At 62.7% G+C, this 26,381-nt stretch carries 22 protein-coding genes and 1 pseudogene; 3 read left to right on the forward strand and 20 right to left on the reverse strand.

All coding sequences use genetic code 11. The annotated features are described in order from the left end of the window. Nucleotides 1-56: 56 nt before the first annotated feature. Nucleotides 57-1,199, forward strand: coding sequence for an MFS transporter (locus HH213_RS07970; protein WP_169111896.1), 1,143 nt, complete (start codon nucleotides 57-59; stop codon nucleotides 1,197-1,199). Here HH213_RS07970 and HH213_RS07975 read toward each other — a convergent pair. From HH213_RS07975 to HH213_RS08030, 12 genes are all read right to left on the reverse strand, one after another. Then, on the reverse strand, nucleotides 1,196-2,032 hold the full coding sequence (locus tag HH213_RS07975; RefSeq protein WP_110845388.1) for an ABC transporter permease: 837 nt from the start codon (nucleotides 2,030-2,032) through the stop codon (nucleotides 1,196-1,198). The genes HH213_RS07970 and HH213_RS07975 overlap by 4 nt on opposite strands. After that, on the reverse strand, nucleotides 2,029-2,934 hold the full coding sequence (locus tag HH213_RS07980; RefSeq protein WP_110845389.1) for an ABC transporter permease subunit: 906 nt from the start codon (nucleotides 2,932-2,934) through the stop codon (nucleotides 2,029-2,031). Before HH213_RS07980 ends, HH213_RS07975 begins: the two co-directional genes overlap by 4 nt. A gap of 9 nt (nucleotides 2,935-2,943) precedes the next feature. After that, nucleotides 2,944-4,071, reverse strand: coding sequence for an ABC transporter ATP-binding protein (locus tag HH213_RS07985; protein WP_110845390.1), 1,128 nt, complete (start codon nucleotides 4,069-4,071; stop codon nucleotides 2,944-2,946). Nucleotides 4,072-4,137: 66 nt separating this feature from the next. After that, nucleotides 4,138-5,508 (reverse strand): glutamine synthetase family protein, encoded by a 1,371-nt coding sequence (locus HH213_RS07990; RefSeq protein WP_169111897.1) that lies wholly within the window; start codon nucleotides 5,506-5,508, stop codon nucleotides 4,138-4,140. A gap of 43 nt (nucleotides 5,509-5,551) precedes the next feature. Continuing rightward, nucleotides 5,552-8,275: a nitrate reductase gene (locus tag HH213_RS07995; protein ID WP_169111898.1), complete on the reverse strand. Its 2,724-nt coding sequence runs from the start codon at nucleotides 8,273-8,275 to the stop codon at nucleotides 5,552-5,554. A 10-nt stretch (nucleotides 8,276-8,285) separates the two neighbouring features. After that, nucleotides 8,286-9,467 (reverse strand): NAD(P)/FAD-dependent oxidoreductase, encoded by a 1,182-nt coding sequence (locus HH213_RS08000; protein WP_229263450.1) that lies wholly within the window; start codon nucleotides 9,465-9,467, stop codon nucleotides 8,286-8,288. 29 nt (nucleotides 9,468-9,496) lie between these two features. Next, complete coding sequence (gene nirD / locus HH213_RS08005; protein ID WP_110845394.1) at nucleotides 9,497-9,844, reverse strand: nitrite reductase small subunit NirD; 348 nt, start codon at nucleotides 9,842-9,844, stop codon at nucleotides 9,497-9,499. Nucleotides 9,845-9,854: 10 nt separating this feature from the next. After that, nucleotides 9,855-12,383, reverse strand: coding sequence for a nitrite reductase large subunit NirB (gene nirB, locus HH213_RS08010; protein WP_169111900.1), 2,529 nt, complete (start codon nucleotides 12,381-12,383; stop codon nucleotides 9,855-9,857). 12 nt (nucleotides 12,384-12,395) lie between these two features. Beyond that, nucleotides 12,396-13,691, reverse strand: coding sequence for an MFS transporter (locus HH213_RS08015; RefSeq protein WP_169111901.1), 1,296 nt, complete (start codon nucleotides 13,689-13,691; stop codon nucleotides 12,396-12,398). Nucleotides 13,692-13,978: 287 nt separating this feature from the next. Beyond that, nucleotides 13,979-14,830, reverse strand: a complete 852-nt coding sequence (locus HH213_RS08020) for a hypothetical protein (RefSeq protein WP_169111902.1) — start codon at nucleotides 14,828-14,830, stop codon at nucleotides 13,979-13,981. A gap of 33 nt (nucleotides 14,831-14,863) precedes the next feature. After that, nucleotides 14,864-15,610 (reverse strand): LytR/AlgR family response regulator transcription factor, encoded by a 747-nt coding sequence (locus tag HH213_RS08025; protein ID WP_169111903.1) that lies wholly within the window; start codon nucleotides 15,608-15,610, stop codon nucleotides 14,864-14,866. After that, nucleotides 15,600-16,541 (reverse strand): sensor histidine kinase, encoded by a 942-nt coding sequence (locus tag HH213_RS08030; RefSeq protein WP_169111904.1) that lies wholly within the window; start codon nucleotides 16,539-16,541, stop codon nucleotides 15,600-15,602. Before HH213_RS08030 ends, HH213_RS08025 begins: the two co-directional genes overlap by 11 nt. A gap of 146 nt (nucleotides 16,542-16,687) precedes the next feature. On the opposite strand from HH213_RS08030, the gene HH213_RS08035 reads away from it, so the two are divergent. Together HH213_RS08035 and HH213_RS08040 are read left to right on the forward strand one after the other, a co-directional pair. Then, entirely contained in the window at nucleotides 16,688-17,785 is a 1,098-nt protein-coding gene (locus HH213_RS08035) for an RDD family protein (protein ID WP_169111905.1), read from the forward strand. Then, on the forward strand, nucleotides 17,782-18,711 hold the full coding sequence (locus HH213_RS08040) for an alpha/beta hydrolase family protein (RefSeq protein WP_169111906.1): 930 nt from the start codon (nucleotides 17,782-17,784) through the stop codon (nucleotides 18,709-18,711). Before HH213_RS08035 ends, HH213_RS08040 begins: the two co-directional genes overlap by 4 nt. Here HH213_RS08040 and HH213_RS08045 read toward each other — a convergent pair whose 3' ends face one another. The 8 genes and pseudogenes from HH213_RS08045 to HH213_RS08080 form a co-directional block, all read right to left on the reverse strand. Then, a complete protein-coding gene (locus tag HH213_RS08045; protein WP_161054469.1) occupies nucleotides 18,712-19,518 on the reverse strand; it encodes an ABC transporter ATP-binding protein in 807 nt (268 codons plus the stop codon). It abuts the gene before it with no gap. Nucleotides 19,519-19,529: 11 nt separating this feature from the next. Next, nucleotides 19,530-20,453: a nitrate ABC transporter permease gene (ntrB, locus tag HH213_RS08050; protein WP_169111907.1), complete on the reverse strand. Its 924-nt coding sequence runs from the start codon at nucleotides 20,451-20,453 to the stop codon at nucleotides 19,530-19,532. A 15-nt stretch (nucleotides 20,454-20,468) separates the two neighbouring features. Beyond that, nucleotides 20,469-21,640, reverse strand: a pseudogene (locus HH213_RS08055) (CmpA/NrtA family ABC transporter substrate-binding protein). Nucleotides 21,641-21,987: 347 nt separating this feature from the next. Continuing rightward, complete coding sequence (locus HH213_RS08060; protein ID WP_110845689.1) at nucleotides 21,988-22,605, reverse strand: ANTAR domain-containing response regulator; 618 nt, start codon at nucleotides 22,603-22,605, stop codon at nucleotides 21,988-21,990. 69 nt (nucleotides 22,606-22,674) lie between these two features. Beyond that, a complete protein-coding gene (locus HH213_RS08065; RefSeq protein ID WP_169111908.1) occupies nucleotides 22,675-23,547 on the reverse strand; it encodes an ABC transporter permease in 873 nt (290 codons plus the stop codon). Beyond that, nucleotides 23,544-24,422 (reverse strand): ABC transporter ATP-binding protein, encoded by an 879-nt coding sequence (locus tag HH213_RS08070; protein WP_169111909.1) that lies wholly within the window; start codon nucleotides 24,420-24,422, stop codon nucleotides 23,544-23,546. Before HH213_RS08070 ends, HH213_RS08065 begins: the two co-directional genes overlap by 4 nt. Further along, the gene (locus tag HH213_RS08075) at nucleotides 24,419-25,414 is read right to left on the reverse strand and encodes an ABC transporter substrate-binding protein (RefSeq protein ID WP_169111910.1); all 996 of its coding nucleotides are present in this window, start codon (nucleotides 25,412-25,414) and stop codon (nucleotides 24,419-24,421) included. Before HH213_RS08075 ends, HH213_RS08070 begins: the two co-directional genes overlap by 4 nt. 15 nt (nucleotides 25,415-25,429) lie before the next feature. Further along, the gene (locus HH213_RS08080; RefSeq protein ID WP_169111911.1) at nucleotides 25,430-26,299 is read right to left on the reverse strand and encodes a TauD/TfdA dioxygenase family protein; all 870 of its coding nucleotides are present in this window, start codon (nucleotides 26,297-26,299) and stop codon (nucleotides 25,430-25,432) included. Nucleotides 26,300-26,381 lie beyond the last annotated feature (82 nt).

A 26,381-nucleotide genomic window follows, 5' to 3' on the forward strand; every position in this document is an offset into this window, starting at 1 on the left:
GATTAAATGATAATCTGATTTTGATATGATTGCGAACTCAAATCGGGAGTTAGCGCATGAAGAACATGCCATGGCGAGATTTCGTCGCTTTGGTCGCCAGTATCGGCGTGGTAGGACTGGGTCTGGGCGCGACAATTCCGCTCACCGCGCTGAAATTGGACCAGCGCGGCGCCGGCACGGATGTCATTGGCGCCATTACCGCTATCAGCGCGGTGGGCATCCTGGCGGCCGCGCCGTTCGTCTCGCGCTGGGTGGCCACGCATGGCCCGCGCGGCTGCATGATCGGCGCCATCCTCGCCGCGGCACTATCCACCGCCTTGATGGAGACCACCGACAACCTGCTGGCCTGGGGCCTGCTGCGCTTTGTCTTCGGCGCCTGCATGGGCGTGCTGTTCACCATTGGCGAAGCCTGGGTGAACAACCTGGCGCCGGCGAATTCACGTGGGCGAGTGGTGGCTATCTACACCACGGCCTTCACGCTGTTCCAGTTAATCGGGCCTGCATTGGTGGCGGCGCTGGCCGGCAAGGTTGCGCTGCCGTTCGCCTCGTGCGGTGCACTGTTCCTGCTTGCGTTGCCTGGCATGTTGCTCATCAGCGGCAGCGCGCGAGGTCACGAGGACGAAGCGCCGGTGGCCTGGCAGCGCATTCTGCCGCGCATGTGGATGATCGCCATCGGCGCGGCCTTCTTCGCGATGTTCGATACTGTGGCACTCAGCCTGCTGCCGGTGTACGCCATGCGTCACGGCATCCCCACCGAACTGGCGGTGCTGTCCGCGACCGTCGTGCTGGTGGGCGACACCGCGCTGCAATTTGCCTTTGGCTGGCTGGCGGACCATGTAGGAAGGCGCAAGGTGCACGTCGGCTGCGGTGTCGCGGTATGCGTGCTGCTACCGATGCTGCCGTTTGCTGCGGGCACGCCGTGGCTTTGGTGGACGGTGCTGCTGGCGCTGGGCGCGGTGGCCGGCGCGATCTACATGCTGTCGCTGGTGGCGTGCGGTGAACGGTTCGAAGGTCAGTCGCTGGTTGCGGCCAGCGCGGTGGTCAACGCCAGCTGGGGCATCACCAGTGCCGGCGGCCCTCTGGTGACAGGAGTGTTAATGCAAACGGCCGGCGTGAATGCACTGCCGGCCGTCCTGTGGACAGGCGCCGCGATCTTCATCGCCAGCGCTTTTTTGGACAGGACCGGGGACAGGAACTAACCCTTGGCCGCAGCCGCCAGCTGCTTCGAGCGCAGGCGCTCGGCGCGGGCGATATACAGGCTGGAGGCGATCACGCCGATCGACACCACCAGGATGGTCAGCGCCGCCACCGCATTAACGCGCGGATCGAGACCGAGGCGCGCACGCGAGAAGATCACGATCGGCATGGTCGACGAGCCGGGGCCGGACAGGAACGCAGACAACACCACATCGTCCAGCGACAGCGTGAACGTCAACAGCCACGCCGAGCCCAATGCCTGTTTGATGTTCGGCAGCGTCACCAGAAAGAACACCTGGAACGGACGGCAACCCAGATCCATCGCTGCTTCTTCCAGCGACTTGTTCATCTCCTGCAAACGCGATTGAATCACCACCGTCGCGTAGGCCATGCCCAGCAAGGTGTGCCCCAGCCAGATGGTCACCAGCCCGCGCTCCGGAAAGCCGAACATCTTCTGCACCGACACCAGCATCAGCAACAACGACAGGCCGATGATCACCTCCGGCATGACCAGCGGCGCGCTGACCATGCCGGTGAACAGCGTGCGGCCCTTGAAGCGCTGGTAGCGGTCGAGCACAAACGCCGCGAACGTGCCAAGGACGACCGACCCGCAGGCCGTCAGCAGCGCAATGCGCAGCGACAGCCCGAAGCCGCTGATGATCTCCGTGTCGCTGGCCAGCGCCGCATACCATTGCAGCGAAAAGCCACTCCACACCATATCCTGGCGCGAGCTGTTAAACGAAAACACCACCAGCACCACGATGGGGATATACAGGAACAGATAGCCCAGGGACAGCCAGCCACGCCCAAACCAACGATGCAGAAACTGGGTCATTTGCGCGCCTCCTGGTCTGCCTTGTATTTATTGAAGATCGCCATCGGCACCAGAATGAACAGGATCACCACCACCGTCACGGCGGACGCCAGCGGCCAATCGTTATTGGTAAAGAACTCGTCCCACAGCTGGCGGCCGATCATCAGCGTTTCCGGACCGCCCAGCAGCTCGGGAATCACGTACTCGCCTACCGCAGGGATAAACACCAGCATGGTGCCAGCGATGATGCCGGACTTCGACAGCGGCACCGTGATGCGCCAGAAGGTTTGCCACGGCGTCGCCCCCAGGTCGGCCGCCGCTTCCAGGAAGCGCACGTCCATCTTCACCAGGTTGGCGTACAGCGGCAGGATCATGAACGGCAAGTAGGCGTACACCATGCCGATGATCAGCGAGAACTGGGTGTTCATCAGGTGCAGCGGCTCCGAAATCACGCCGAGGTTCAGCAGGAAGCTATTAAGGATACCGTTGTTGGCCAGGATGCCCTTCCACGCGTAGATACGCAGCAGGAAGGAGGTCCAGAACGGCATCATCACCAGCATCAGCAACACCGGACGCGCGGCCGGCTTGGCGCGCGCCATGAAGTAGGCGAACGGATAGCCGATGAAGAGGCACAGCGCCGCCGTGATGGCCGCGAACTTGAGCGAGTTCAGATAGGTCAGCGCATACAGCTCATCCTGTGCGATGAACAGGTAGTTGGCGATCTTGATCTTTAGCGTCAGTACGCCGTCGGCTATTGTCATCAAGGTGCCGAACGGGCCGCCGTCGCCGCTGTCCAGATCCACGAAACTGATGCGCAGCACGATCAGGAACGGGATCAGGAAGGCAAACGTCAGCCAGACAAACGGCACGCCGATGACCAGGCTGCGGCCCGGCCGGCGGAACAGGTTCTTGAGGAAGTTCATGCCGCCACCTTAACTGGTCAGCACGACAACGTCGGCGCCGTCCCACCACGCATAGACGCGCTGGTCACGCTTGAGCGCCGCATCGTCGTGGCGCGCCGCATTGGTGCGCGATACCTTGACCACCATGCCGCCATCGAGCGTGATGTGGTAGCTGGTCTCGTTGCCGAAGTAGGAAACCCCGGTGATCACGCCCTGGACGCAGTTGTAGCCATGTTCGGCCGCCGTGGCGCGCTGCTCCAGCGTTGGCGCTTCGGCCTGCACGGCGATCTTCTCCGGCCGCACGGCCACCGACACCGGCATGCCCATGGTGCCGGTAATGCCGTGGGTGATGTAATGCTTGCCTTGCGGCGTATCGATAATCACGTGGTCTGGCTCATCTTCCGTCACGCTGCCGTTGAACAGGTTCACGCTGCCGATAAAGTCGGCGACGAAGCGGCAGTTCGGCGTTTCGTAAATATCCGCCGGCGCGCCGACCTGCAGGATGCGGCCCGCGCTCATGACGGCGATGCGCGTGGCCATGCTCATGGCTTCGTCCTGGTCGTGGGTGACCATCACGCAGGTCACGCCAACTTCCTCGATGATGGAGACCAGTTCCATCTGCGTGCGTTCGCGCAGCTTCTTATCCAGCGCGCCGAGCGGCTCGTCCAGCAGCAGCAACTGTGGACGCTTGGCCAGCGAACGCGCCAGCGCCACGCGCTGCTGCTGGCCGCCGGAAAGTTGGTGCGGCTTGCGCTTGGCATACTCGGTCAGCTGGACCAGCGCCAGCATCTTTTCGACGCGCGCGGCGATTTCGTCTTTCGGCAGGCCGTCGCGGCGCAGGCCGAAGGCGATGTTGTCCCATACCGACAGGTGCGGAAACAGCGCGTACGACTGGAACATCATGTTGATCGGGCGCTGGTAAGGCGGCACGCTGACGATGTCCTGGCCCGCCAGCGTAATGCTGCCGGTAGTCGGCGTTTCAAAGCCGGCCAACATGCGCAACAGGGTGGACTTGCCGCAGCCCGAGCTGCCCAGCAGTGCGAAGATTTCGCCCTTGTTGATCGCCACCGATACGTCATTGACGGCACGGACGCCATCGAATTCCTTAACCAGGTTGCGGATCAGGAGGAAAGGTTCAGCAGCTCGCTCTATGGTCATGTTATTAAAAAGGTAAAATAATATTTGCCAAACCGGTGATTATAAAGGCAGCAGCGGTCAAGTGAATCAAACGTGGAGCAACAAGTGTTCCCGCTCCCACGGCGAGATCACCGTCATGAACTCCTGGTGCTCCAGTTCCTTGATCGCCGTGTAGACATCGATAAAGCGCTCGCCCAGCACTTCGCGCAGCCGGTCTTCGCGCTGCAACAGCTGCAGCGCCTCCGGCAGGCCTTGCGGCAGTTCGTAGAAGTGGTCGTAGGCGCTGCCGGAATACATCGGCGTGGGCTCCAGCTGGTCCACCAGACCAAGGTAGCCGCAGGCCAGCGTGACCGCCATGGCCAGGTAAGGATTAGCGTCGGCGCCGATGATGCGGTTCTCGACCCGCCGCTGCTCTACGCCGGAAAGCGGAATGCGGAAACCCACGGTGCGGTTGTCCATGCCCCACTGGACGTTGATCGGCGCCGCCGTGTGGCGCACGATGCGGCGATACGAATTGACATACGGCGCCAGGATCGCCATCGCCGACGGCGTATAGCGCTGCAGGCCGCCGATGTAATGGCGGAACTGCGGCGACGGCGAGCCATCCGCCAGGGTGAAGATATTGCGGCCGCTGGCGGCGTCGCTCACGCTCTGGTGCACATGCATCGCCGATCCCGGTTCGCCGGCCATCGGCTTGGCCATGAAGGTGGCGTACATATGATGTTTCAGCGCCGCTTCGCGCAAGGTGCGCTTGAAATAGAACACGTTGTCGGCCAGCGCCATCGCATCGCCGTGCTGGAAGTTGAGGCCCATCTGGCCCGCGCCGGTTTCGTGGATCAGCGTATCGACGTCGAGATTCATCAGCGCGCAGTAGTCGTAGATATCCTCGAACAGCGGATCGAATTCGTTGACGGCGTCAATGCTGTAGACCTGGCGCGTGGTTTCGGCGCGGCCGCTGCGGCCCACCGGCGCGCGCAGCGGCAGATCTGGATCGATGTTCTTCTCGGTGAGGTAGAACTCCAGCTCCGGTCCCACCACCGGCTTCCAGCCCTTGTCCGCATACAGTTTGAGCACGCGGCGCAGCACGGAACGCGGCGCGAAATCGACCAGCGTGCCGTCGGCGAAATAGCAATCGTGGATTACCTGCGCGGTCGGGTCGATGGCCCAAGGGACGGTGGTGATGCTGCCGGGGTCCGCGCGCAGGATCATATCGCGGTCGGTATTGGAGATGGCGCGGTCATAAGCCGCGTTCTCGGTCGGGTAGTTGCCGGTGACGGTCATGCCCAGCACCGCCTCGGGAATCCGCATGCCGCGGTCCTGCGTGAATTTGGCGCGCGGCAGGATCTTCCCGCGCGCCACACCCGTCAAGTCGGGCACCAGGCATTCAATTTCGGTGACTCGGTTATCGTTGAGCCACTGGTCCATATCAGCATCGGAGAAGTTTTCACGGATAGACATGCGCGCACTCCATTTTGCTGTCGACAGGTCTAGCTTACCATAATCACAACCTTGCTTCCTCTGCCTCCACGCGTGTCTGCACCAGAATCTTCTTGATCTCGGGGACGCAGGAGCCGCAATTGCCGCCGGCTTTGAGGCAGGCCGTCACTTCCGGCACCGTCTTCAGGTCTTTCTCGATGATGGCGTTGCAGATGGTGTTGCGGCCGACGCCGAAGCATGAGCACACAGTGGGGCCGGTATCCGCCCCCTTCTCCACCGGCATGCCGACCAGCAGGCCGACGCGATCAATCTCGCTCAGTTGCTCCCTGGCGAACAGGCTGGCCAGCCACGCGCGCGACGGCATGTCCTGGCGCGGCGACAGGAAGATGCACTGCGCGATGCGGTCATCCACCACGTGCACGGCGCGGTACACACCGGCGGTCTTGTCTTCGTATTCCAGCCAGTCGGCATCCCGATCCTCCACGCCCAGCAGCGCACGCGCCCATGCGGCATGGTCCTTGATGGTGTTGCGGCCGGCCAGCTCATAGCGCGCGAATTCGCGGCCCTGGATGCGGGTCCAGTGGGCGATGCTGTCGAGGTTCACCTCATCGCGGCTCAGGATGAAGCCGTGCCAGTTGACGCGGAACTGCTCCACGCGCACCGGCGTGTGCTTGAACTCAGGCTCGCCGGACACTGGATCGACCACCGGATTGACCACCGCGCCCACGCGCGCATCGGACGCGGTCTGGCCGCTCCAGTGGATCGGAATGAACACGCTGCCGCGCGGGATGCCGCCACCATGCTGTACCCGCGCCACCATCGCGCCCCATTCGGACGTCACGCGCGCCAGTTCGCCCTCTTTCACGCCGCTGAGCAGCGCATCCTGCGGGTGCATGTCGACAAACGATTCGGCGATGTGGTCGGCCAGCGTGGCGGATTTGCCCGTGCGGGTCATGGTGTGCCACTGGTCGCGCACGCGGCCGGTGTTGAGCGACAGCGGATAGTCTTCGCTAACCGCGTGGCGCGGCAGGCGCGGCGCGGTGGCGACGAAACGCGCCTTACCGTCCGCATGGGCGAACACGCCATCCTTGAACAGGCGGACTTCCGTCTGTAACTCGCCGGCGGCGTTGCGGAGCACCGGCCATTGCGCCGGTTCCAGGTCATCGTAATCGCGCTGATTGAGGCCGGCCAGGCCGGACATATCGAACGCGCGCGGCACGTCGCCGATGGCGTTGCGAAAGCCGCTCAAACGCGCATGTTCATCGAACACGCCGTGCTGGCCGCAAAAATCGAAACCGGTGTAGCCCATGCGCTGCGCGAACAACGAAAGGATCTGCCAGTCCGGCAGCGCCTCGCCCGGCGCTTGCAGGAAGGCGCGCTGGCGCGAGATGCGGCGCTCGGAGTTGGTGACGGTGCCGTCCTTCTCGCCCCAGCCCAGCGCCGGCAGCAGCACGTCGGCGTAAGCGGTGGTGTCGGTGTCCTGCATGATGTCGGACGAGACCACCAGTTCGCACTTATCCAGCGCGCGGCGCACCTGGTCGGCGTCCGGCATGCTGACCACCGGATTGGTGGCGATCACCCACACCGATTTGACCTTGCCTTCTTCAATCGCCTTGAACAGGTCCACCGCTTTCAGACCGCCTTTGTCCGCGATGGCTGGCGACTCCCAGAAGGTCTGCACCACGTCGCGGTGTTCGGCACGCTCCAGGTCCATGTGCGCGGCCAGCATATTGGCAAGGCCGCCCACTTCGCGGCCACCCATGGCGTTAGGCTGGCCGGTGATGGAGAACGGACCCATACCCGGCTTGCCGATGCGGCCACCGATCAGGTGACAGTTGATGATGGCGTTGGCCTTGTCGGTGCCGGCCGACGACTGGTTGACGCCCATCGAATAGGCGGTGATGGTCTTGCGGGTGGCGGCAAAAAGTTCGTAGAACTCCAGCAGCAGCGGCAGTTCGATACGGCAGATCTTCGCCACCACGGCGGGATCGGCGCAGTCGGCATTGGCCACGTCCAGCGCGGCGTCAAAGCCGTTAGTATGCTCACCGATGAAGCGTGGATTAACGGCGCCGATACGCGACAAATAACTCAGCAAGCCATTGAAGAGCCACACATCGGTGCCCGCCTTGACCGGCAGGTGCAGGTCGGCCAGCTCGCAGGTGGCGGTGCGGCGCGGATCGATCACCACCAGTTTCATCTCGGGCCGCGTTTCCTTGGCCTTGAGGATGCGCTGGAACAGGATCGGATGGCACCACGCGGTGTTGGAGCCGACCAGCACCACCATGTCGGCCAGTTCCAGGTCATCGTAGCAGACCGGCACCAGGTCTTCGCCGAAGGCGCGCTTGTAGCCCGCCACGGCGGACGACATGCACAGGCGCGAGTTGGTGTCGATGTTGGCGCTGCCGATGTAGCCCTTCATTAGCTTATTGGCGACGTAGTAGTCTTCCGTCAGCAGCTGGCCGGAGACGTACAGCGCCACCGCATCCGGTCCATGCTCGGCGATGATGTCCTTCCACGCGTCCGCGACTTTGCCCAGCGCGTCGTCCCACGACACGCGGCGCAGGCCGTCGGCCTCGCGCACCTGTGGATACAGCAGACGGCCTTCCAGCCCGACGGTCTCACCCAGCGTGGAACCTTTTACGCACAGGCGGCCCTTGTTCGCCGGGTGCAGCTTGTCGCCGGTGATAGCGAAGGTGCCATCGTCCCGGGGTGTGGCCTGTACGCCGCAGCCCACGCCGCAGTATGCGCAAGTGGTGCGGATAGCCAGATGGTCGGTGGACAGGTTCAAAGCGATTCCTTCAGGCGGCCCGGTTGGACAAGGCTTCGCCAAATAACAGGGTTTGACGGATAGGCGTGATATCGCTGCGGTTCTGGATCAGATTGAAGTACCACGGACCGTCCTTGACGTCGCCATACAGCACGGCGCCGGTGACGCGGCCATCCTTGATCACCAGCCGCTTGTAGACGCCACGGCGCGCGTCGCGCAGCACCAGGTCTTCGCTGCCCTCGCCGCCGATAAAGTCACCCACCGAATACAGATCGACGCCGGTCACCTTCAGCCGCGTCGGCGAGGTTTGCTGCACATAGCGGCGCACGCCGGCGCCGGCCAGATGCGCGCCGCACACGCGGGCCTGATCCCAGATCGGCGCCACCAGGCCGAAAGTGGCACTGCGGTGCTGCACGCATTCGCCCACGGCGTAGACGCGCGGGTCGTAGGTTTGCAGCGTATCGTCCACCACGATGGCGCGTTCGCAATGCAGGCCGGCGGCCTTGGCCAGTTCGATATTCGGACGCACGCCAGCGGTCATCACCACCAGGTCCGCCGGGATCTCGGCGCCATCCTTGAAGCGGATGCCGGTCACGCGGTCCGGGCCGAGGATTTCCTCGGTCTGCGCACCCATCATGAATTTGAGCCCTTTCGCTTCCAGCGCTTTTTGCAGCAGCGATGCGGCGGGCTTGTCGAGCTGCTGGTTCATCAGCGCGTCGGTCACGTGGACCACGGTCACGTTCATGCCCTGGCGTTGCAAGCCGTTGGCCGCTTCCAGTCCAAGCAGGCCGCCGCCGATCACCACCGCGTTGCGATGATTGCGCGCCATGGCCAGCATGTTCTCCACGTCCTGGATATCGCGGAACGCCAGCACGCCGTTCAGCTGATGTCCCGGCACCGGAATAATGAAAGGCTTGGATCCGGTGGCGATCAGCAGGCGGTCGTAGCGTGCCTCCAGCCCGGACTTGGCGCGCACGATGCGCTGGCGGCGGTCGATATGCTCGACCGGATCGCCGGCATGCAGCGTAATCCCATGCTGTACATACCACTCGCGCGTGTTGAGCATGATGTCTTCCATGCTCTTCTCGCCCGCCAGCACCGGCGACAGCAGGATGCGGTTGTAATTACCATGCGGCTCGGCGCCGAACACGGTGATGTCGTACATATCGGGCGCCAGCTTGTATAGTTCCTCGACCGTGCGCATGCCGGCCATGCCGTTGCCGATGACGACCAGCGCGGGTTTCACAGGCCGACCCAGACTTTGCCGTCGGCGATACGTGCAGGGTACGTGCCCACCGAATGCTCAGGTGCCTCCACGCACTCGCCAGTTTGCAGGTCGAAGTGCTGCTTGTAGATTGGCGACGCGACCACGATGCGCTCGCCCAGCGAACCGACCAGGCCACGCGACAGCACCGACGCTTCCGAATTCGGATCGTAGTTATCGATGGCGAATACGCGCGGCCCGCCATCATCCACATGGAACACGGCTACCTGCGCGTCATTCAGCAGCGCGCACACGCCGGTATTCGGGACGATGTCGTCCAGGTTGCAGACGGCGATCCAGTTATCGGTTTGAATATCACGATGCATTATCTTCTCCTCAAACGGCGGCTGCGATAGGAATCACGCGCTTGCGCTCTTCGATGGTAGCCGGACGAATCTGGCCGCGCTCCTGCATGAACAACACGTTCTCGTCGCCCTTGTCGCTGTTGACAAAGTGGCGGAAGCGTTTGCGGGTCTCGGGATTTTCCACGGCCTCTTTCCACTCGCAGGCGTAGGTGTTAACCACATGCTGCATGTCAGCTTCCAGTTCGGCGCCGATGCCCAGCTTGTCCTGCACCACCACCTGCTTCAGGTAATCCAGGCCGCCCTCCAGATTCTCGCGCCAGGTGCTGGTGCGTTGCAGGCGGTCGCCGGTGCGGCTGTAGAACATCAGGAAGCGGTCGATGTATTTGATCAGCGTTTCTTTATCCAGTTCCGTCGCCAGCAGTTCGGCGTGGCGCGGCTTCATGCCGCCGTTGCCTGCCACGTAAAGGTTCCAGCCTTTTTCAGTGGCGATGATGCCGACGTCCTTGCCCTGCGCTTCGGCGCATTCGCGGGTGCAGCCGGACACGCCGAACTTGATCTTGTGCGGCGTGCGCAGACCCTTGTAGCGGTTTTCCAGTTCAATCGCCAGGCCGATGGAATCGTCAACGCCGTAACGGCACCAGGTCGAACCGACGCAGGACTTCACCGTGCGCAGCGACTTGCCGTAGGCGTGGCCGGACTCGAAGCCGGCAGCGATCAGTTCTTCCCAGATCAGCGGCAGCTGCTCGACGCGCGCGCCAAACAGGTCGACCCGCGCGCCGCCGGTGATCTTGGTGTACAGGCCATACTTCTTGGCCACCATGCCGACTGCGATCAGGCCATCGGCGGTCACTTCGCCAGCTGGCATGCGCGGCACCACAGAGTAGGTGCCGTCCTTCTGGATATTGCCGAGGAAGTAGTCGTTGGTGTCCTGCAGGCTAGCGTGTTCCTTCTTCAGCACAAACTCGTTGTTGATGGTGGCCAGGATGCTGGCGGCCAGTGGTTTGCAAACATCGCAGCCCAGGCCCTTGCCATGCTTGTGCAGCAGGTCGTTGAAGGTCTTGACCTGGCCTACTTTAATCAGGTGGAACAGCTCCTGGCGCGAGTAGGCAAAGTGTTCGCACACATGGTTGTTCACTTCCATGCCCTGCTTCTTCATCTCGGCCTTCATCACCTGCGTGACCAGCGGCACGCAGCCGCCGCACGCGGTGCCGGCAGTGGTGCAGGATTTCAGCGCGCCGATGGTGGTGGCGCCATCGGCCACTGCGGCGCATAGCTGGCCCTTGGAGATGTTATTGCAGGAACAGATCTGCGCACTGTCCGGCAGCGCGTCCACACCCAACGCAGGCCGCGCCGCGCCATCGGCCTGCGGCAGGATCAGGAACTCCGGCGATTCCGGCAGCTCGATCTTGTTGAGCATCATTTGCAGCAGCGTGCCGTATTCCGCAGCGTCGCCCACCATCACGCCGCCCAGCAGATACTTGCCGCAGCTGGACACGACGATCTTCTTGTAGATCTGTTTGCGCTCATCGATGAACTGATAGGAGTGGCAGCCCTCTTCCTTGCCATGCGGATCGCCGATCGAGGCCACATCCACGCCCATCAGCTTCAACTTGGTGCTCATGTCGGCGCCGGCGAATTCCGCCGCTTCGCCCAGCATATGCTTGGCGGCGACGCGCGCCATTTCGTAGCCCGGCGCCACCAGGCCGAAGATCAAGCCACCCCACAGCGCGCACTCGCCAATCGCGTAGACGTCCGGATCGGAGGTGACACAGTTGTTATTGATCTCGATGCCGCCGCGCGGACCGATCGCCAGGCCGGCTTCCTTGGCCAGCATGTCGCGTGGGCGAATACCGGCCGAGAACACAATCATGTCCACGTCCAGATGGCCGCCATCGGCGAACTCCATACGGTGCGTACCGTCGACGCCATCGACAATGGCGGTGGTGTTCTTGCCCGTGTGGACCGTCACACCCAGCTCTTCGATTTTACGGCGCAGCACACGGCCGCCGTGATCGTCCACCTGCACCGCCATCAGGCGCGGCGAGAATTCCACCACGTGGGTCTCCAGCTTCATATCGCGCAGGGCTTTCGCGCATTCGAGCCCCAGCAGGCCGCCGCCGATCACCACGCCGGTCCTGGCGCGCTGGCCGCATTCCAGCATTGCTTCCAGGTCTTCGATGGTACGGTAGACGAAGCAGTCCTTGCGCTCCTTGCCCGGCAGCGGCGGCACGAACGGGAACGAGCCGGTGGCGATCACCAGTTTGTCGTACGACAGCACCTCGCCCTGGGCGGTGGTGACGGTTTTGCCTTCGGTGTCGATGGCCGTGGCGCGGGTGTTCAGGCGCAGCACCATATCGTCGCGCTCAAAGAAGCCGGGCTTCACCAGCGACAGGTCGTCCGCCGATTTACCGGAGAAGAATTCCGACAGGTGCACGCGGTCATAGGCGGCGCGCGGCTCTTCGCACAGTACCGTCACCTGCAGATTGGCGGCGCCGCTGGTGGCCAGGCTTTCCAGGAATTTGTGGCCAACCATGCCATGGCCGATAACGATAATTTTCATGATGCGATTCCTTTAGGCGGTAGCGACGGCGGTTTCTTGTACGGTGGCGCTGCTGAAGCGCGCCGCCAGTGCACACAGGGCGGAAATGGCAACCAGCACGCCCAGGATGCTCAGGGTCCGCTGCACGTCACCGGTGCCTTTCATCAGGAAGCCGGCGGCGACCGCGCCGACATTGCCGCCGGCGCCGATGATGCCGGCCACGCCGCCGAGCGCGCGCTTGTCGATGAACGGCACCACGGCGTAAGTCGCGCCGCAGGCCATGTGGGTGAACAAGCCGAAGAACAGCATCGCCGCCACTGCCAGCATAGCGTTGCCGGCGTGAGCGAACATCAGCAGGCCGGCGCCTTCGCCCAGCATCAGCACGAACAGCAGCGTGACGCGGTGATTCAGGTTGCCGCCGGCGGCGAATTTGTCCGACACCCAACCGCCCAAAGCGCGGGCGAACAGCGCCAGCAAGCCAAAGCTGCCGGCCGCCATGCCGGCTTGCGCCAGCGTCAGTTGGAAGTGGTCGACGTAGTAAATAGCGGCGATGTTGTGGATGAAGATCTCGATACCGAAGCAGGCACCGTAGGTGATGAACAGCAGCCACACGCGGTAGTTGGCGGCCGCCAGCTTGAACGAATCCCAGCCGCCTTTCTTCCCGCCTTCAATGGTGATGCCGGCGGAGCGCAGTTCGCTGAAGTTCCCTTGCGGGCAATCCTGCGTATAGCGGTAGTAAACAAAGGCCATCACGATCATCAGCACGCCCGGTACCATCAGCGCGGCGCGCCAGCCAAAGCCTTCGCTCACGCCCAGCATGACCATGGCGGTCATCAGCAGCGGCATGGCGGCTTGCGCGACGCCGCCGCCGGCATTGCCCCAGCCTGCGGCAGCCGCATTGGCGGTGCCCACCACCTTCGGCGCGAACATCACCGAGGTATGGTACTGCGTGATGACGAAGCTGGCGCCGGCCGCGCCGATGGCGAGGCGGAAGAACAGAAAGCTCTCGTAACTCTGTGCGAAGGCGACGCCGATCACCGGGATGGAACCCAGCAGCAGCAAGCCGGTATAGGCTTTGCGCGGGCCGAAGTGATCGCACAGCGGGCCGACGATCAGCCGCACGAGGATGGTGACGGCAACGGCGGCGATATTGATATTGGCGATCTGCCCTGGCGTCAGGCCGAATTCCCCTTTAATCACCGGCATCAGCGGCGCGCAGGCAAACCAGGCGAAGAAGCAGACGAAGAACGCCATCCAGGTCAAGTGGAACGCCCGCATCTGAGGCGTTGAAAACGAAAAGAGCTTGATGCTGGTAGCTTTGCTGGCCATGTTTTATCCCGTTCAGAAAACAAAAAGGCGTCCGCGCAACCGGGCCTCAAAGACCGGGTTGGGCGGACGCCGTTGTCCTGCCAGTCCGTCTTTGGACCAGCTATGTATTCGTGTACTTCGGGGAGATCGCCGTTGATCCCTTGCGCTTACAGTCGCAAGAGTCGTGCCAGCGGTTGGAGGCCGCATCTACAGAGGGGAAGCGCGTTCAGGGAATGCGCGCCGCCATGGAGCAGCGCTATGTTGCGGTGCACTGCGCACGGTATCGGTGCGCATTCACGGTGCGTGGTTCAGATGTCGGGCACAGGGTTGGCGCCGCTGACCAAGTCATATTCCTTGCCATTGAAGTGGTAACGGGCGCTGGCCTTGGTATTGCTCTTGATGTGTTCAACGAAATCGCCGTTTTTCTCTTCCGTCACCGTATAACGCTTGTCGGCGAAGTTGACCACGATGTCGTTATATCCGCTCTGCTGCATTTCGGCGGCGAAGCGGATATCCCCGTCCACCTTCCAGCATTCGTCCACGGCCGGCCCGCACGCGCCTTCGTTGGTGGAAGCTTCGTTGAAACCGCCGAGACTACGTACATTGGCACCCAGTTCAAAAATGTCGGCATGGGTGATGGCATAACCTTGCCACACGCCGCCATTGGACACAATGAATCCCGGCTTGCCCGGCGCCAGCGTCACCCATTTCACGCTGCCGATAAAGCCTTCCGATCCCAGCGCCGCGACACTTTGCTGGCGCTGCCGCACCACCCAATGGTCACCTTCGCGCTGCAACAAGTAGACATTCAACACGCCGGAGTCGGCGTGGCTCGCCATGTTCGAGCCATCGTCGGCAGCGACCGCGCCGTTGACGATCAGGACGACGCGACCATCGGGCAGCTGGGTGTTGGCGACGGACGTCATCACATGGGGCATCTCGCTGCCATCGACCACCAGGGTGGCGAGGGCTTTCTTGTCCGCCGCTTTGTAGGCATCGCCAAAGACTGCCTGCATCAGGTCCGCGCTGTTGATTTTGGCAGCGGCAGGCGGCTGCGGCGCAACCGGCGCTGCGGGCTTGGGCTGTCCGACAGGCTTTTCTTCACGGTTGCAAGCGGCCAGGCCTGCGGCCACAAACAAGGTCAATACGAGATTTTTCATCGGCGCGGTGATTTTGTAAATAGATTAACATTGTCACATAAATCCCCGAAACAGATGCGCAAACGTGCGGCTGACTGTCAGCACCTCGCTACTGCCTTTGACAAGAACGTTGAGGCGTTCGTTTTCGGCCCGCTCGACCTCCGCGATGGCGTGGGCGTTGACGATGGTGCCACGGTGGATTTGCCAGAACAGCTCCGGGTCCAGCCCTTCCAGCAAGTCTTTCAGGGGCACGCGGATCAGGGCTTCGCCGTCGGCCAGCACCACGCGGGTGTATTTGGTGTCCGATTGCAGGAACAGCACGTCGCTGACATTAATCAGGCGAATCTGCCTGCCGACGCTGGCCTTCAGCCATTTGAGGCGTTGCGGCGCGGGCTGGGCGATTTCGTTCAGTACCGGCGCCAGCGCGGCAGGTGGCTGCACGCGGCGCCGCAGGCGGTCCACCGTGCGCTCCAGCACCGCCAACTCCACAGGCTTGAGCAGATAGTCCACCGCGCCGCGCTGGAAGGCTTCCAGCGCGTGCTGGTCGTAGGCCGTTACAAACACGATGTGGGAGCGCTCGGCGATGCGGCGCGCCACTTCCAGCCCGGTGAGCCCCGGCATCTGGATGTCGAGGAAGACCACATCCGGCTCGTGCTCAAGCCATGCGTCCCAGGCGTCGTTACCGTTTTCCGCCACCGCGACGACGCTTGCCTGCGGCCAGGCCTGCGCCAGTTGCGCCAGCAGCCGTTCACGCATCAGCGGCTCGTCTTCGGCAATCAGGATGGATGGTTTATCGTTCATGGGGCAGATAGAGTCGGGCGACCACGCCGCCTGGCGTATTCTCTTCGATCGTCAGGCGCGCATTATCGCCATAGGTCAGCGCCAGCCGGTCATGGATATGTTGCAGGCCGACGCCCTGCCCGACCGTCTCGCCGAAGCCGGCGCCGGTGTCGGCCACCTTCACCACCACGTGGTGCTCCTGCTTTTCGGCGGTAATGTCGATGCGTCCACCGGCCGGCTGGCGCTCTATCCCGTGCTTGACGGCGTTTTCCACCAGCGTTAGCAGCAGTGCGGTCGGCAGTGGGAAGTCCGCCAGTTCGGACGGATAGTGGATGGAGAATTGCAGGCGCTGGCCCAACCGCACCTGCATGATGCGCAGATAGGCCTCGCAGATCGCGCTGTCGTCGGCGATGCTGATGGTGTCGGCGCGCAGACTGGTCATGGTCGCGCGCAGGAAGGTGATCAGCTGCGCGGTCAGGCCGGCGGCCTGCGGTGCCTTGTCCTCCGCCAGCTGCTGGACGGCGCCCAAGGTATTGAACAGGAAGTGCGGCTCGATTTGCGCCTTCATCAGGCGCAGTTCCGCTTCCAATTGCTGACGGTTGGCGCGTTCGCGCTCCAGGTTCAGGCGGTCGCCGGTCAGCAGGATGGCCGACTTCATGATGCGGCTTTGCGCCAGCAGCAATGCCATCAGCGACAGTCCAATCAATACGCCTAGCGGGATATTCCACTGTACTTCCGGCGGCACTGGTTCGTCGGCATGGATGCCAGCACTGAAGCCGTTGACGAAGTCCTGAGCGGCGTCGGCGCAGATGATGATCAGGTAGCCGATGACGGCGCCGAGCAGCAGCATCACGGCGAGGCGTGCGACGGGCCGCGCAGCGTTGGACGGATCACGGTCCGGCAACGGAACGCCGAACAACCAGCAGGCAGCGTTAAACAGTTTCGGTTTCATGGCGAACGTAGTTTTTTGTTGATCACATGCGAAGCCTACGCCCCGCAAGGCGGCCTGACAGCATACATGAGACGAACGACGGTTTGGTATCCACCAACGACGATTGCGCGCTATACTTAGTTGCCAAATACTTAAATGGATGTTGGATGGATCAGCCGGACTACAGCAAATACTCGGAATCAGAACTCCGCCAGATCTGCAAGCATATCGACGCCGTCCGCTACCCGGAGCGCGTCGTAGAAATCCAAGCCCGCCTCGCCGCACTGGCCGCCGCGACGCGCGAAATTTCCGCCGCTGAAGAAGGACCGGCGTTGCCGGCCACTGTCGCCGGCGTGTGGCGCCGCATCGGCGCCTTCCTGATCGATTCGCTGATACTCGCCATGATCGGCGTGATCGTCGGCGCCTGCCTGCGCGACCAGTTGATGGCGCTCGGACCGTGGGGCCGCGTGGTGGGGTTCGTCATCGCCACCTTCTACTTCGGCGTGCCGCAAAGCCGTATCGGCGGCGGCCAGTCGCTGGGCATGACGATCTTGGGACTGCGGGTTATCCGGCCCGACGGCTCGGCATTGGAACTGGGGTGGGCGCTGCTGCGCGCCGCCATTTTCTGCATGGCCTATTTCCTGAGTAACTTGCCTGCTGCCTTCACCTCGCTCAATGAATGGGTCGCTTCCGGCTTATCGATGCTGCTATTCGGTGTGACCTTCTGCGTGTTCTATCTTCTGCTCTTCAATCGCAGGACGCGGCAATCGCTGCACGACCTGGCCGTGGGCGCATTCGTCATCCGGGCGACACGCGGGCCGCTGGCGCTGCCGACGGCGCGTGCCTGGCGTGGCCACGCTGCAGTTGTCGCGGCGTCGCTGGTGGGCTTTTGCGTGGCGGGCGTGTGGATGGCGCGGCCGGGAGCAAGAGACAATGCATTCGGCGGCATGCTGCGTGTCCGGCACGTGGTGATGGAAATCGCCGGCGTGACTGGCGCCACGGTCATGGTCAGCGCTAACCTGGGTGACGGCGGCGGCTTCAATCTCCTCAACGTCAATGCCGTCGTCGACACCTCAACGCCGGACCGCGAAGCGCTGGCGCGGCGCATCGCCAAACTGGCGCTGGAAAACTACGCAAATGCCAAGCGAATGAAAGCTGTTACCGTGACACTCACTTCCGGCTTCGACATCGGCATTGCGCAGTTCTGGCAAAGTCAAAACTACACCCATACGCCGCAGGAGTGGCGCGTGGCGTTGTTGCCATGATGCGCGCCCTCATCCTGGCAGCCAGCGCCGCGCTGTCTGCCACCTGCACCTCAGCTTTTGCCGCGCGCGTTCTGGATGAAGCGCCGATCACCATCGATGGCCAGCCCCGCCGGTATTATCATCTGCACGATACAGAGGCCGCCGGCAAGGCCACGCCGATATTGCTGATCAGCGGTTCGGGATGCAAGGACTTCGGCAGCCGCGTGCCGTTCTTCTTCGAGCGCTATCCGGCGCCGGTGGATGTCTACTTCCTGGAGAAGACCGGCATCAATAAAGGCGATAACAGCGAGACCTGCTCCACCGCCTACAAATCGGGGGATTATCTGGAACGCCGCGTCAGCGATAACCTGGCTTTCATCGACAGCCTGCCAGCGCTGAAGGCAATGACCGCGCGCAGCCTGGCAGTGCTAGGCTTTTCAGAAGGCGGCACAGTAGCGCCGCTGGTGGCCTTGCGCAGTCCGAAAATCGGCTGGCTCGCCACGGGAGGCAGTGGCGGCCTGCCGCAAAGCGAGAGCTTCCTGATCTTTGCCGATCATGGCATCGAGCCCTATGCCAAGCCATTTTCGCGCGCTTACCTTCTGCAGACTTACGCCGAAATCAAAGCCGATCCGGAGAGCGTCGACAAGGAATTCTTTGGCCACAGCTACCGTTACTGGAGCTCGCACTTGTTTTACGATCCCCTGGTCACCTACCGCCAGCTGGACATTCCGATCATCGCGGCGATGGGCGAGAAGGACGAAAGTGAAGCGATCGAATCCGGCCGCGCCTTGCGCGATGAATTTACCAAACATCCGCACAAGGACTTCACCTTCATCGAATACCCCAACGCCAGCCACGCGCTGCAAGCGCCCGACAAGCCACACCTGCAAGACTATGTCGCCAGCCTGGCCGACTGGTTCAAGCGGCAGCGGCCAGCGCCGCGTTGATTACGCTGCTTCCTTCGCAGGATGCGCCTGTTTGCGATACAGGAATTCCAACACCGCTGTGCGGTATTCCATGTATTTCGCATCCGCCGCCAAGGCTACACGGTCGCGCGGGCGATCCAGCTGCACGTTGACGATTTCGCCGATGGTGGCGGCCGGACCGTTGGTCATCATGACGATGCGGTCGGACAGCAGCACCGCTTCATCCACGTCGTGCGTCACCATCACCACGGTGGACTTGGTGGCGGCGACGATCTTCAGCAGCTCGTCCTGCAAGTGCGCGCGCGTTAGTGCATCCAGCGCGCCGAACGGTTCGTCCATCAGCAGCACTTTCGGCTCCATCGCCAGCGCGCGGGCGATGCCGACGCGCTGCTTCATGCCGCCTGAAATTTCATGCGGCCGCTTGGTCTCGGCATGCGTCAGCCCCACCAGCGCCAGCGCAGCCATGGTGCGCTCGCGCAGCTGGGCTTTCGATTCCGCCTTGCCGAACACGCGCTCCACGCCGAGATACACATTCTCGTAGCACGTCAACCATGGCAACAGCGAGTGGTTCTGGAACACCACCGAACGCTCCGGCGACGGACCGGCGATTTCGCGGTTGGCGCACAGCAGCACGCCATCGCTCGGTTGCAGCAGGCCCGCGATCAGGTTGAGTAGCGTCGATTTGCCGCAGCCCGAGTGACCGATCAGTGTAATGAATTCGCCCTTCGCCACTTTGAGGTCGATTTCGCGCAGCGCATGGAACACGCCCTTCCTGGTATGGAAAACCATCTCCACGCCTTCGATGTCGATGAATCGTGATTCGTCCATGATCGCGCTCCTTAGTTGGATACTTGTTCGTAGGTGAAGGCGCGGGCCAGCGCCATCAGCGCCTGCTCCAGCAACAGTCCCACCAGGCCAATCGAGACGATGGCGATGATGATGTGCGGGACGTTCAGGTTGTTCCACTCATCCCACAGCCAGAAGCCGATGCCCACGCCGCCGGTCAGCATTTCGGCCGCGACGATCACCAGCCATGCGGTGCCGATCGACAGACGTACGCCGGTCAGGATGTACGGCAGCGCCGATGGCAGCAGGATCTTGGTCAGCACCTTCCACTCCGACAGGTTGAGCACCCGCGCCACGTTCATGTAATCCTGCGGCACGCGCTGCACGCCGACGGCGGTGTTGATGATCATCGGCCAGATCGAGCAGATGAAGATCGACCAGATCGCCGCCGGGTTGGCGGACTTGAACACCAGCAGGCCAATCGGCAGCCACGCCAGCGGCGACACCGGTTTGAGCAAACTGATGATCGGCCCGAACATACTGCCGACGAACTGCACGCGGCCGATCAAAAAGCCAAGCGGAATGCCGACCAGCGCCGCCAGGCCGAAGCCCACGCCCACCCGCTGCAGGGACGCCAGCAGGTTCCAGCCGATGCCCTGGTCATTCGGGCTAGTGCGGTAGAAAGGATCGGAGAACAGCTTGACCGCTTCCGCCAGCGTGGCGGCCGGCGTCGGGAAGGTCGAATTGTTCACGGTGATCAGCTGCCACACCGCGACCAGCAGGGCCGCCCCCACCAGCGGCGCGACGATTTTCATGACGATGGCGGAGACTTGCCGGCGCGCGCGCGCCGTGCCGTTGGCGGCCAGCGGGCGGCGTGGACGGCGGGCCGGCGCTGCGGGGGCGGCATCGGCGGCATCGGCGGCAGCGACAGCGGCAACGGCGGGCGCCGGGCTGTCCGGTTCTAGCATAGCGTTCATGGGAGGCTCCCGTTATCAGGCTTTGATCTTGAACGAGGCGGCGAACGCTTTCGGGTTCTTACCGTCCCACACGGAACCGTCCATCAGTTTCGAGGTACGCAGAGGGCTCTTAGGTACAGGCGTTTTGGTCATGGTAGCCGCATCTTTGTACAAGTCGATCTGGTTGACCGAGGTCGCCACGGCGAGATAATCCGGATCGTCCTTCAGCAGCCCCAGCGGCGGTGCTGCGTCATGAACCACATGCCGTCCGACAGGTACGGGAAGTTGACCGCGCCATCGTTATAGAACTTCATGTGATTCGGATCGTCCCAGGTCTTGCCCAGGCCATTCTGGTAACGGCCCATGATGCGCTGGTCGATCGCATCCTTGCTGGTGTTGACGTAGGATTTATCGGCGATGGTCTCGGCCATCTTGTTTTTGTTGGCCAGCGACGCATCGATCCATTTGCTCGCATCCAGAATCGCCGCCATCATGGCGCGGCAGGTGTTGGGATACTTCTTGGCGAATTCCAGCGTGGAGCCCAGCACCTTCTCCGGGTGGTCCTTCCAGATATCCTGCGTGGTGGTGGCGGTGATGCCCACGCCGTCCATGATGGCGCGATGGCCCCACGGTTCGCCCACGCAGAAGCCGTCCATATTCCCGACCCGCATATTGGCTACCATCTGCGGCGGCGGCACGGTGATCACCTTGGCGTCCTTCATAGGATTGATGCCGTTGGCGGCCAGCCAGTAGTACAGCCACATGGCGTGGGTGCCGGTCGGGAAGGTCTGCGCGAAGGTGTACTCGCGCTTATCGGTCTGCATGAGCTTTGCCAGCGATGGCCCATCGACGCCGCCCTTGTCGGCGATTTTCTTCGACAGCGTGATCGCCTGGCCGTTGTTATTGAGGCCCATCAGCACCGCCATGTCCTTCTTCTGACCGCCTATGCCCATCTGCACGCCGTAAAGAAGACCATACAGCACATGGGCTGCATCCAGATCGCCGTTCGACAGCTTGTCGCGCACGCCGGCCCATGAGGCCTCTTTGCTCAGCACGAATTTGACGCCGTATTTTTTATCGAAGCCCAGCACCGACGCCATCACCACGGAGGCGCAGTCGGTCAGCGGAATGAAGCCGATCTTGACTTCTTCTTTCTCCGGCTTGTCCGACCCTGCGGCCCATACGCCCCCTGTTGCCAATCCCAACATGCTTCCTCCCGCTACCAGACCTGCACCATGAATAATTTTCCTGCGTGTGACGTCGACCTCGACGTCGTTTGCTGCGAGCTCAGTATGCTTCATGGCTATCCCTTCTGGTAGTCGTCTATAACTATTGGGCCAAAAAAAACGCCTACCCTCACGAACGAATTCATGATCTGGTAGACGTCATTGTCTGGTGGGCCCTACCGCCGTTGGCAAGGCACATCGTGCGCAGCATTGCGCTTGCTGACATCAATGCAATGTCCGTGCCAGCAGGGCTACAGAGGGGGAACGGGAATAGACGGGTAAAAAAAATGCACCGCAAATGCGCGCTGCATCATTTTGGGGGGGCATTTTTAGCCCAAGAGATCTTCGACGTCCAGGATGCGTTGAGCCACTTCGGACAGCTTGAGGTTTTTGCTCATGGCCATGGAGCGCAGCTTCTGGTAGGCCTGCTCCTCGGTGAAGCGCTGGCGCTCCATCAGCAGGCCCTTGGCCTTTTCGATGACCTTGCGCTCGGCCAGTTTACTCTTGGTGTCGGACAGCTCGTCCAGCAGCTTCTGCTCACGCTTGAACTGCGCCAGCGCCACTTGCAGCACCGGCTTGATGCGCTCCCCCTGCAAGCCGGCGACGATGTAGGCCGAGACGCCGGCTTCCACAGCGGCTTCCATGCTTTCCGGGTCCTGGTCTTCGGTGAACATGACGATCGGGCGGCGCTCGTCGCGGGTGGCGATGACGATATGTTCCAGCACATCGCGCGCGTCCGACTCGGCATCGACGATGATCATGTCCGGCTGTAGCTGGCCGATGCGCTCTGGCAGGTACATATCCGGCGGCAGCGAGGCGACGATGTCGTAGCCCGCCTCCAGCAGTCCAATACGCAGCACGCGCGCGCGCTCGGCCTGCGCATGCAGCGCTTCGTCGTCTTCGTCATGGATGACGGTGTTGACGACAACGATGCGCAATTTCGGCATGGCCGGCTGGGTTTTGGTGGTCATGCGCAGATTCTAAGTCAGAACTGACTGATTCTGCCAGCCTTGCTTTTAGCGTTGCATGCCCCAGCGCCGCACGGTGAAGGTTTCCAGTGGACGGAATACCACGTTTTCCACCAGCAGGCCAATGAGGATCACGGCGGCCAGGCCGGCGAACACTTTGTCGGTGTAGAGCTCACTGCGGTTCTGAAAGATGTACCAGCCAAGTCCACCTTGCCCGCCGGTGGTGCCGAAGACCAGTTCGGCGGCGATCAGCGTGCGCCAGGCGAAGGCCCAGCCGATTTTCAGGCCGGACAGTATGGACGGCAGCGCCGCCGGCACCAGGATGTGCAGCACCAGCCGCAGGCCGTTCAGGCCGTAGTTGCGGCCGGCCATGCGCAGCGTCTCCGGCACCGCCTGAAAGCCGGCGTAGGCGCCCAGCGCCAGCGGCCACAATACTGCGTGGACGATGACGAACAGCAGGCTGGCCTTACCCAGGCCAAACCACAACAGCGCCAGCGGCAGCAGGGCAATCGCCGGCAGCGGGTTGAACATAGCGGTCAGCGTTTCCAGCAGGTCGCGACCGATGCGGGTGGAGGCGGCCAACGCGGTCAGCACGAAGGCGGCCACGATGCCGGCCAAGTAGCCTTGCACCAGCACCGCCAGCGAGATGCGAATGCGGTCCAGCAGTTCGCCATTGACGATGCCGTCAACAAAGGCGCGCGCGGTTTGCAGGAAGGTTGGCAGCAGCAGGTCGTTGTCGGTCCAGCGGGCGGCGGCCTCCCATAGGATGGCCAGCAGGATCAGGATGAGTGTCTTGCGCAGCCAAGATTGCTGCCAGGCGCGTTGCGCCAGTGGCGGCAGCGGGTCGGCGGCGCGCAGCGTTGGTGCGGCGACCGTGTACTCGCGCTCCTGGCGGATGGGTGGATCGAGAACGAGGCTCATAGACCGTCCTTCCCGCGCACGCGGGAATCCATAGAACGCTTGACGGCTTGCTCAGCATGGGCACCCGCGTGCGCGGGTGCGACGGCGCGCAGTGCATCAGCCTCGCCGAACAGCAGCCCGTGGATGCGCTGCGTGGCCGCCTGAAACTCCGGGCTGCCGGCGCTGGCCAGATCGAACTGGTGACTATTCAACTCCGCCCTCACCTGCCCCGGATGCGGCGACAGCAGCAGGATGCGATTCCCCACCACCAGCGCCTCCTCGATCGAATGCGTGACGAACAACAGCGTAAAGCGCAGCTCTTCCCACAAGCGTCCCAGCTCCTGCTGCATCTTCCGCCGCGTGAGCGCATCCAGCGCGGCGAACGGTTCGTCCATCAGCAGCACCTCCGGCTGCATCGCCAGCGCGCGCGCAATCGCCACGCGCTGCTTCATGCCGCCGGACAGCGTGTGCGGATGCGCATCTTCAAAACCACTCAAGCCCACCTTGCCGATCCAGTGCATGGCCCGCTCGGCCGCTTCGTGACGGCTCACGCGCTTGGTCATCAGCAGCGGGAACATCACGTTCTCCTTCACCGTCTTCCACGGCGGCAGCTGGTCAAACTCTTGGAACACCACAATGCGGTCCGGCCCCGGTCCGCGCACCGGCGCGCCGTTGATGGCAATGCTGCCGGCCGCCGGCGCAATGAATCCGGCCGCCGCCTTCAGCAACGACGACTTGCCGCAGCCGGAAGGCCCCAGCAGCACAAAGCGGTCGCCGCGATACACGTCGAAACTGACATCGTGCGTGGCGCGTGTGCCGCCATATTCCAGGCTCACGCCTTCGGCGCGCAGCAGCGGCGCGATTCCTCCGGTCGGGCTGACGATTTGCAGGCTCATGATCCGTGCACAATCACAGGATCTTCAAAGAAGTAATCGCGCCAGCTGGCTGGCTGCTTCTTGATCGCGCCCACGCGATACAGGAACTGCGCCAGGCCGTATGTGTTCTGCGGCGCGACGCTGAAGTTGACCTGCGGGTTCTTGATGATCTTTAAAATCAGTTCGCGATCCACCTTGCTCTTGCTGATGCGCAGATAGGTATCGGCCGCGCCTTCCGGATTCTTGGCCACATACTGCGCCGCTTCCGCCAGCGCGGCGGTGAAGGCGCGGTAGGTCTTGGGATTCTCGTTGCGGAATTTTTCGGTGGCGTACAACACGGTAGCGGAACTCGGCCCGCCCAGCACATCGTAGGAATTGAGCACGATGTGCGCATTCGGATTGCCGGCCAGCTCCTGCTCCTGGAACGGCGGATTGCCGAAGTGACCGTTGATCTCCGTGCCGCCCGCGATCACGGCGGCGGCGGCATCCGGATGCGGCAAGGTCTGCGTAAATTTATCCAGCCGCGCAAACTCCTTGTCGCCCCACTGCTTGGCCGCTGCGTATTGCAGAATGCGCGACTGCACCGACACCGTCACCGCCGGCAGCGCAATGCGGTCCTTCTCGGTCAGGTCGGTGATGCTCTTCACTTTGGGATTGGTGCTCACCAGGTAATAAGGGAAGCTGCCCAGCGACGCCACGCCCTTCACGTTCTGGCGACCATTGGTGCGGTCCCAGATGGTCAGCAGCGGACCGACGCCGGCGCCGGCGATATCGATGGCGCCCGACAGCAGCGCATCGTTCACCGCCGAACCGCCGGACAGCTGCAGGCGCTCCACCGTGATATCGACGCCGAGCTTCTTGCCCTGCTTCTCGATCAACTGCTGGTCCTGCGCCACGTTCAGCAGCAGGTAGACCACGCCGAACTGCTCGGCGATGCGGATGCGGCCTTCGGCGTACGCGGGTGCAGCGAAGGCGAAGCTTAGCGCCAAAGTGGCGGCGGTCAGTTTGAACATGGTGATCCTCGTGGATTAGAAAGGCACATCGCCTTCAATGGTGGTGCGATACAGCTTGCGGCGCAGATGCGCGGGCGTGCCGGCCGCCAGATGCATCAGCGAGCGGTTATCCCAGAACACCATGTCATGCGGCGCCCAGCGGTGGCGGTACACATGCTCCGGCCTGACGCTGTGAGCGAACAGCTCGTCGAGCAGCGCGCGGCTTTCGTCTTCCGGCACGCCGACGATGCGGGTGGTGAAATGCTCGCTGACGAACAACGCCTTGCGGCCGGTCTCCGGATGCGTGCGCACCACCGGATGGAGCACCGGCTTGACCTCATCGATCTGCGCCTGCGTCAGCGCCGGGCGGAAGGGACTGCGGCGGCGCAGTTCCTCGTACTGGGTCAGATAGCTGTGCTCAGCGCGCGCGCCGTGCACGGCGTTGCGCAAGGCGGCCGGCAGCGTGTCATAGGCCAGGTGCATATTGGCGAACAGCGTATCGCCGCCTTCGGCCGGCAGCTCCTGTGCGTGCAGCATCGAGCCCAGGCTCGGCGTCGCTTTATACGACAGGTCGGAATGCCAGAAGTGGCCGGCGTCGCCCAGGCCGATCGGCTGGCCGTCCTCGATGATGTTGGAAATGATCAGCACTTCCGGGTTCGAAGGCAGCTGGAAATTGCGCAGCACATGGATTTGCAGCGGCCCGAAACGGCGGCTGAAGTCGACTTGCTGCTGCGGCGTGATGCGCTGGTCGCGGAACACCAGCAGATGATGATCGAGATGCGCCTTGTGGATGCGCTGGAACTCGCGCGGCGGCAATGGACGGTTCAGGTCCAGACCAAGGACTTCGGCGCCCAGCGGCGCATCAAACAACTCAACCTGAAAAGCGTCCTGCAGAACGGCAGCCATCGCACATACTCCGGCAATAATGTGCGATACAGTCTATGCCGGGCTTCATATTTAGAAAACGAAGCTTATCCGATATCGTTAT

It is taken from the genome of Duganella dendranthematis (assembly GCF_012849375.1).
In the GTDB taxonomy this organism is placed as follows: Bacteria; Pseudomonadota; Gammaproteobacteria; order Burkholderiales; family Burkholderiaceae_D; genus Rugamonas; species Rugamonas dendranthematis.

Excerpts from the sequence above, each read along its gene's own strand:
- HH213_RS07970 (WP_169111896.1), top strand. The coding sequence starts at position 57 with ATGAAGAACATGCCATGGCGAGATTTCGTCGCTTTGGTCGCCAGTATC.
- HH213_RS07975 (WP_110845388.1), bottom strand. The coding sequence starts at position 2,032 with ATGACCCAGTTTCTGCATCGTTGGTTTGGGCGTGGCTGGCTGTCCCTG.
- HH213_RS07980 (WP_110845389.1), bottom strand. The coding sequence starts at position 2,934 with ATGAACTTCCTCAAGAACCTGTTCCGCCGGCCGGGCCGCAGCCTGGTC.
- HH213_RS07985 (WP_110845390.1), bottom strand. The coding sequence starts at position 4,071 with ATGACCATAGAGCGAGCTGCTGAACCTTTCCTCCTGATCCGCAACCTG.
- HH213_RS07990 (WP_169111897.1), bottom strand. The coding sequence starts at position 5,508 with ATGTCTATCCGTGAAAACTTCTCCGATGCTGATATGGACCAGTGGCTC.
- HH213_RS08000 (WP_229263450.1), bottom strand. The coding sequence starts at position 9,467 with ATGGCCGGCATGCGCACGGTCGAGGAACTATACAAGCTGGCGCCCGAT.
- nirD (WP_110845394.1), bottom strand. The coding sequence starts at position 9,844 with ATGCATCGTGATATTCAAACCGATAACTGGATCGCCGTCTGCAACCTG.
- nirB (WP_169111900.1), bottom strand. The coding sequence starts at position 12,383 with ATGAAAATTATCGTTATCGGCCATGGCATGGTTGGCCACAAATTCCTG.
- HH213_RS08015 (WP_169111901.1), bottom strand. The coding sequence starts at position 13,691 with ATGGCCAGCAAAGCTACCAGCATCAAGCTCTTTTCGTTTTCAACGCCT.
- HH213_RS08020 (WP_169111902.1), bottom strand. The coding sequence starts at position 14,830 with ATGAAAAATCTCGTATTGACCTTGTTTGTGGCCGCAGGCCTGGCCGCT.
- HH213_RS08025 (WP_169111903.1), bottom strand. The coding sequence starts at position 15,610 with ATGAACGATAAACCATCCATCCTGATTGCCGAAGACGAGCCGCTGATG.
- HH213_RS08030 (WP_169111904.1), bottom strand. The coding sequence starts at position 16,541 with ATGAAACCGAAACTGTTTAACGCTGCCTGCTGGTTGTTCGGCGTTCCG.
- HH213_RS08035 (WP_169111905.1), top strand. The coding sequence starts at position 16,688 with ATGGATCAGCCGGACTACAGCAAATACTCGGAATCAGAACTCCGCCAG.
- HH213_RS08040 (WP_169111906.1), top strand. The coding sequence starts at position 17,782 with ATGATGCGCGCCCTCATCCTGGCAGCCAGCGCCGCGCTGTCTGCCACC.
- HH213_RS08045 (WP_161054469.1), bottom strand. The coding sequence starts at position 19,518 with ATGGACGAATCACGATTCATCGACATCGAAGGCGTGGAGATGGTTTTC.
- ntrB (WP_169111907.1), bottom strand. The coding sequence starts at position 20,453 with ATGAACGCTATGCTAGAACCGGACAGCCCGGCGCCCGCCGTTGCCGCT.
- HH213_RS08060 (WP_110845689.1), bottom strand. The coding sequence starts at position 22,605 with ATGCCGAAATTGCGCATCGTTGTCGTCAACACCGTCATCCATGACGAA.
- HH213_RS08065 (WP_169111908.1), bottom strand. The coding sequence starts at position 23,547 with ATGAGCCTCGTTCTCGATCCACCCATCCGCCAGGAGCGCGAGTACACG.
- HH213_RS08070 (WP_169111909.1), bottom strand. The coding sequence starts at position 24,422 with ATGAGCCTGCAAATCGTCAGCCCGACCGGAGGAATCGCGCCGCTGCTG.
- HH213_RS08075 (WP_169111910.1), bottom strand. The coding sequence starts at position 25,414 with ATGTTCAAACTGACCGCCGCCACTTTGGCGCTAAGCTTCGCCTTCGCT.
- HH213_RS08080 (WP_169111911.1), bottom strand. The coding sequence starts at position 26,299 with ATGGCTGCCGTTCTGCAGGACGCTTTTCAGGTTGAGTTGTTTGATGCG.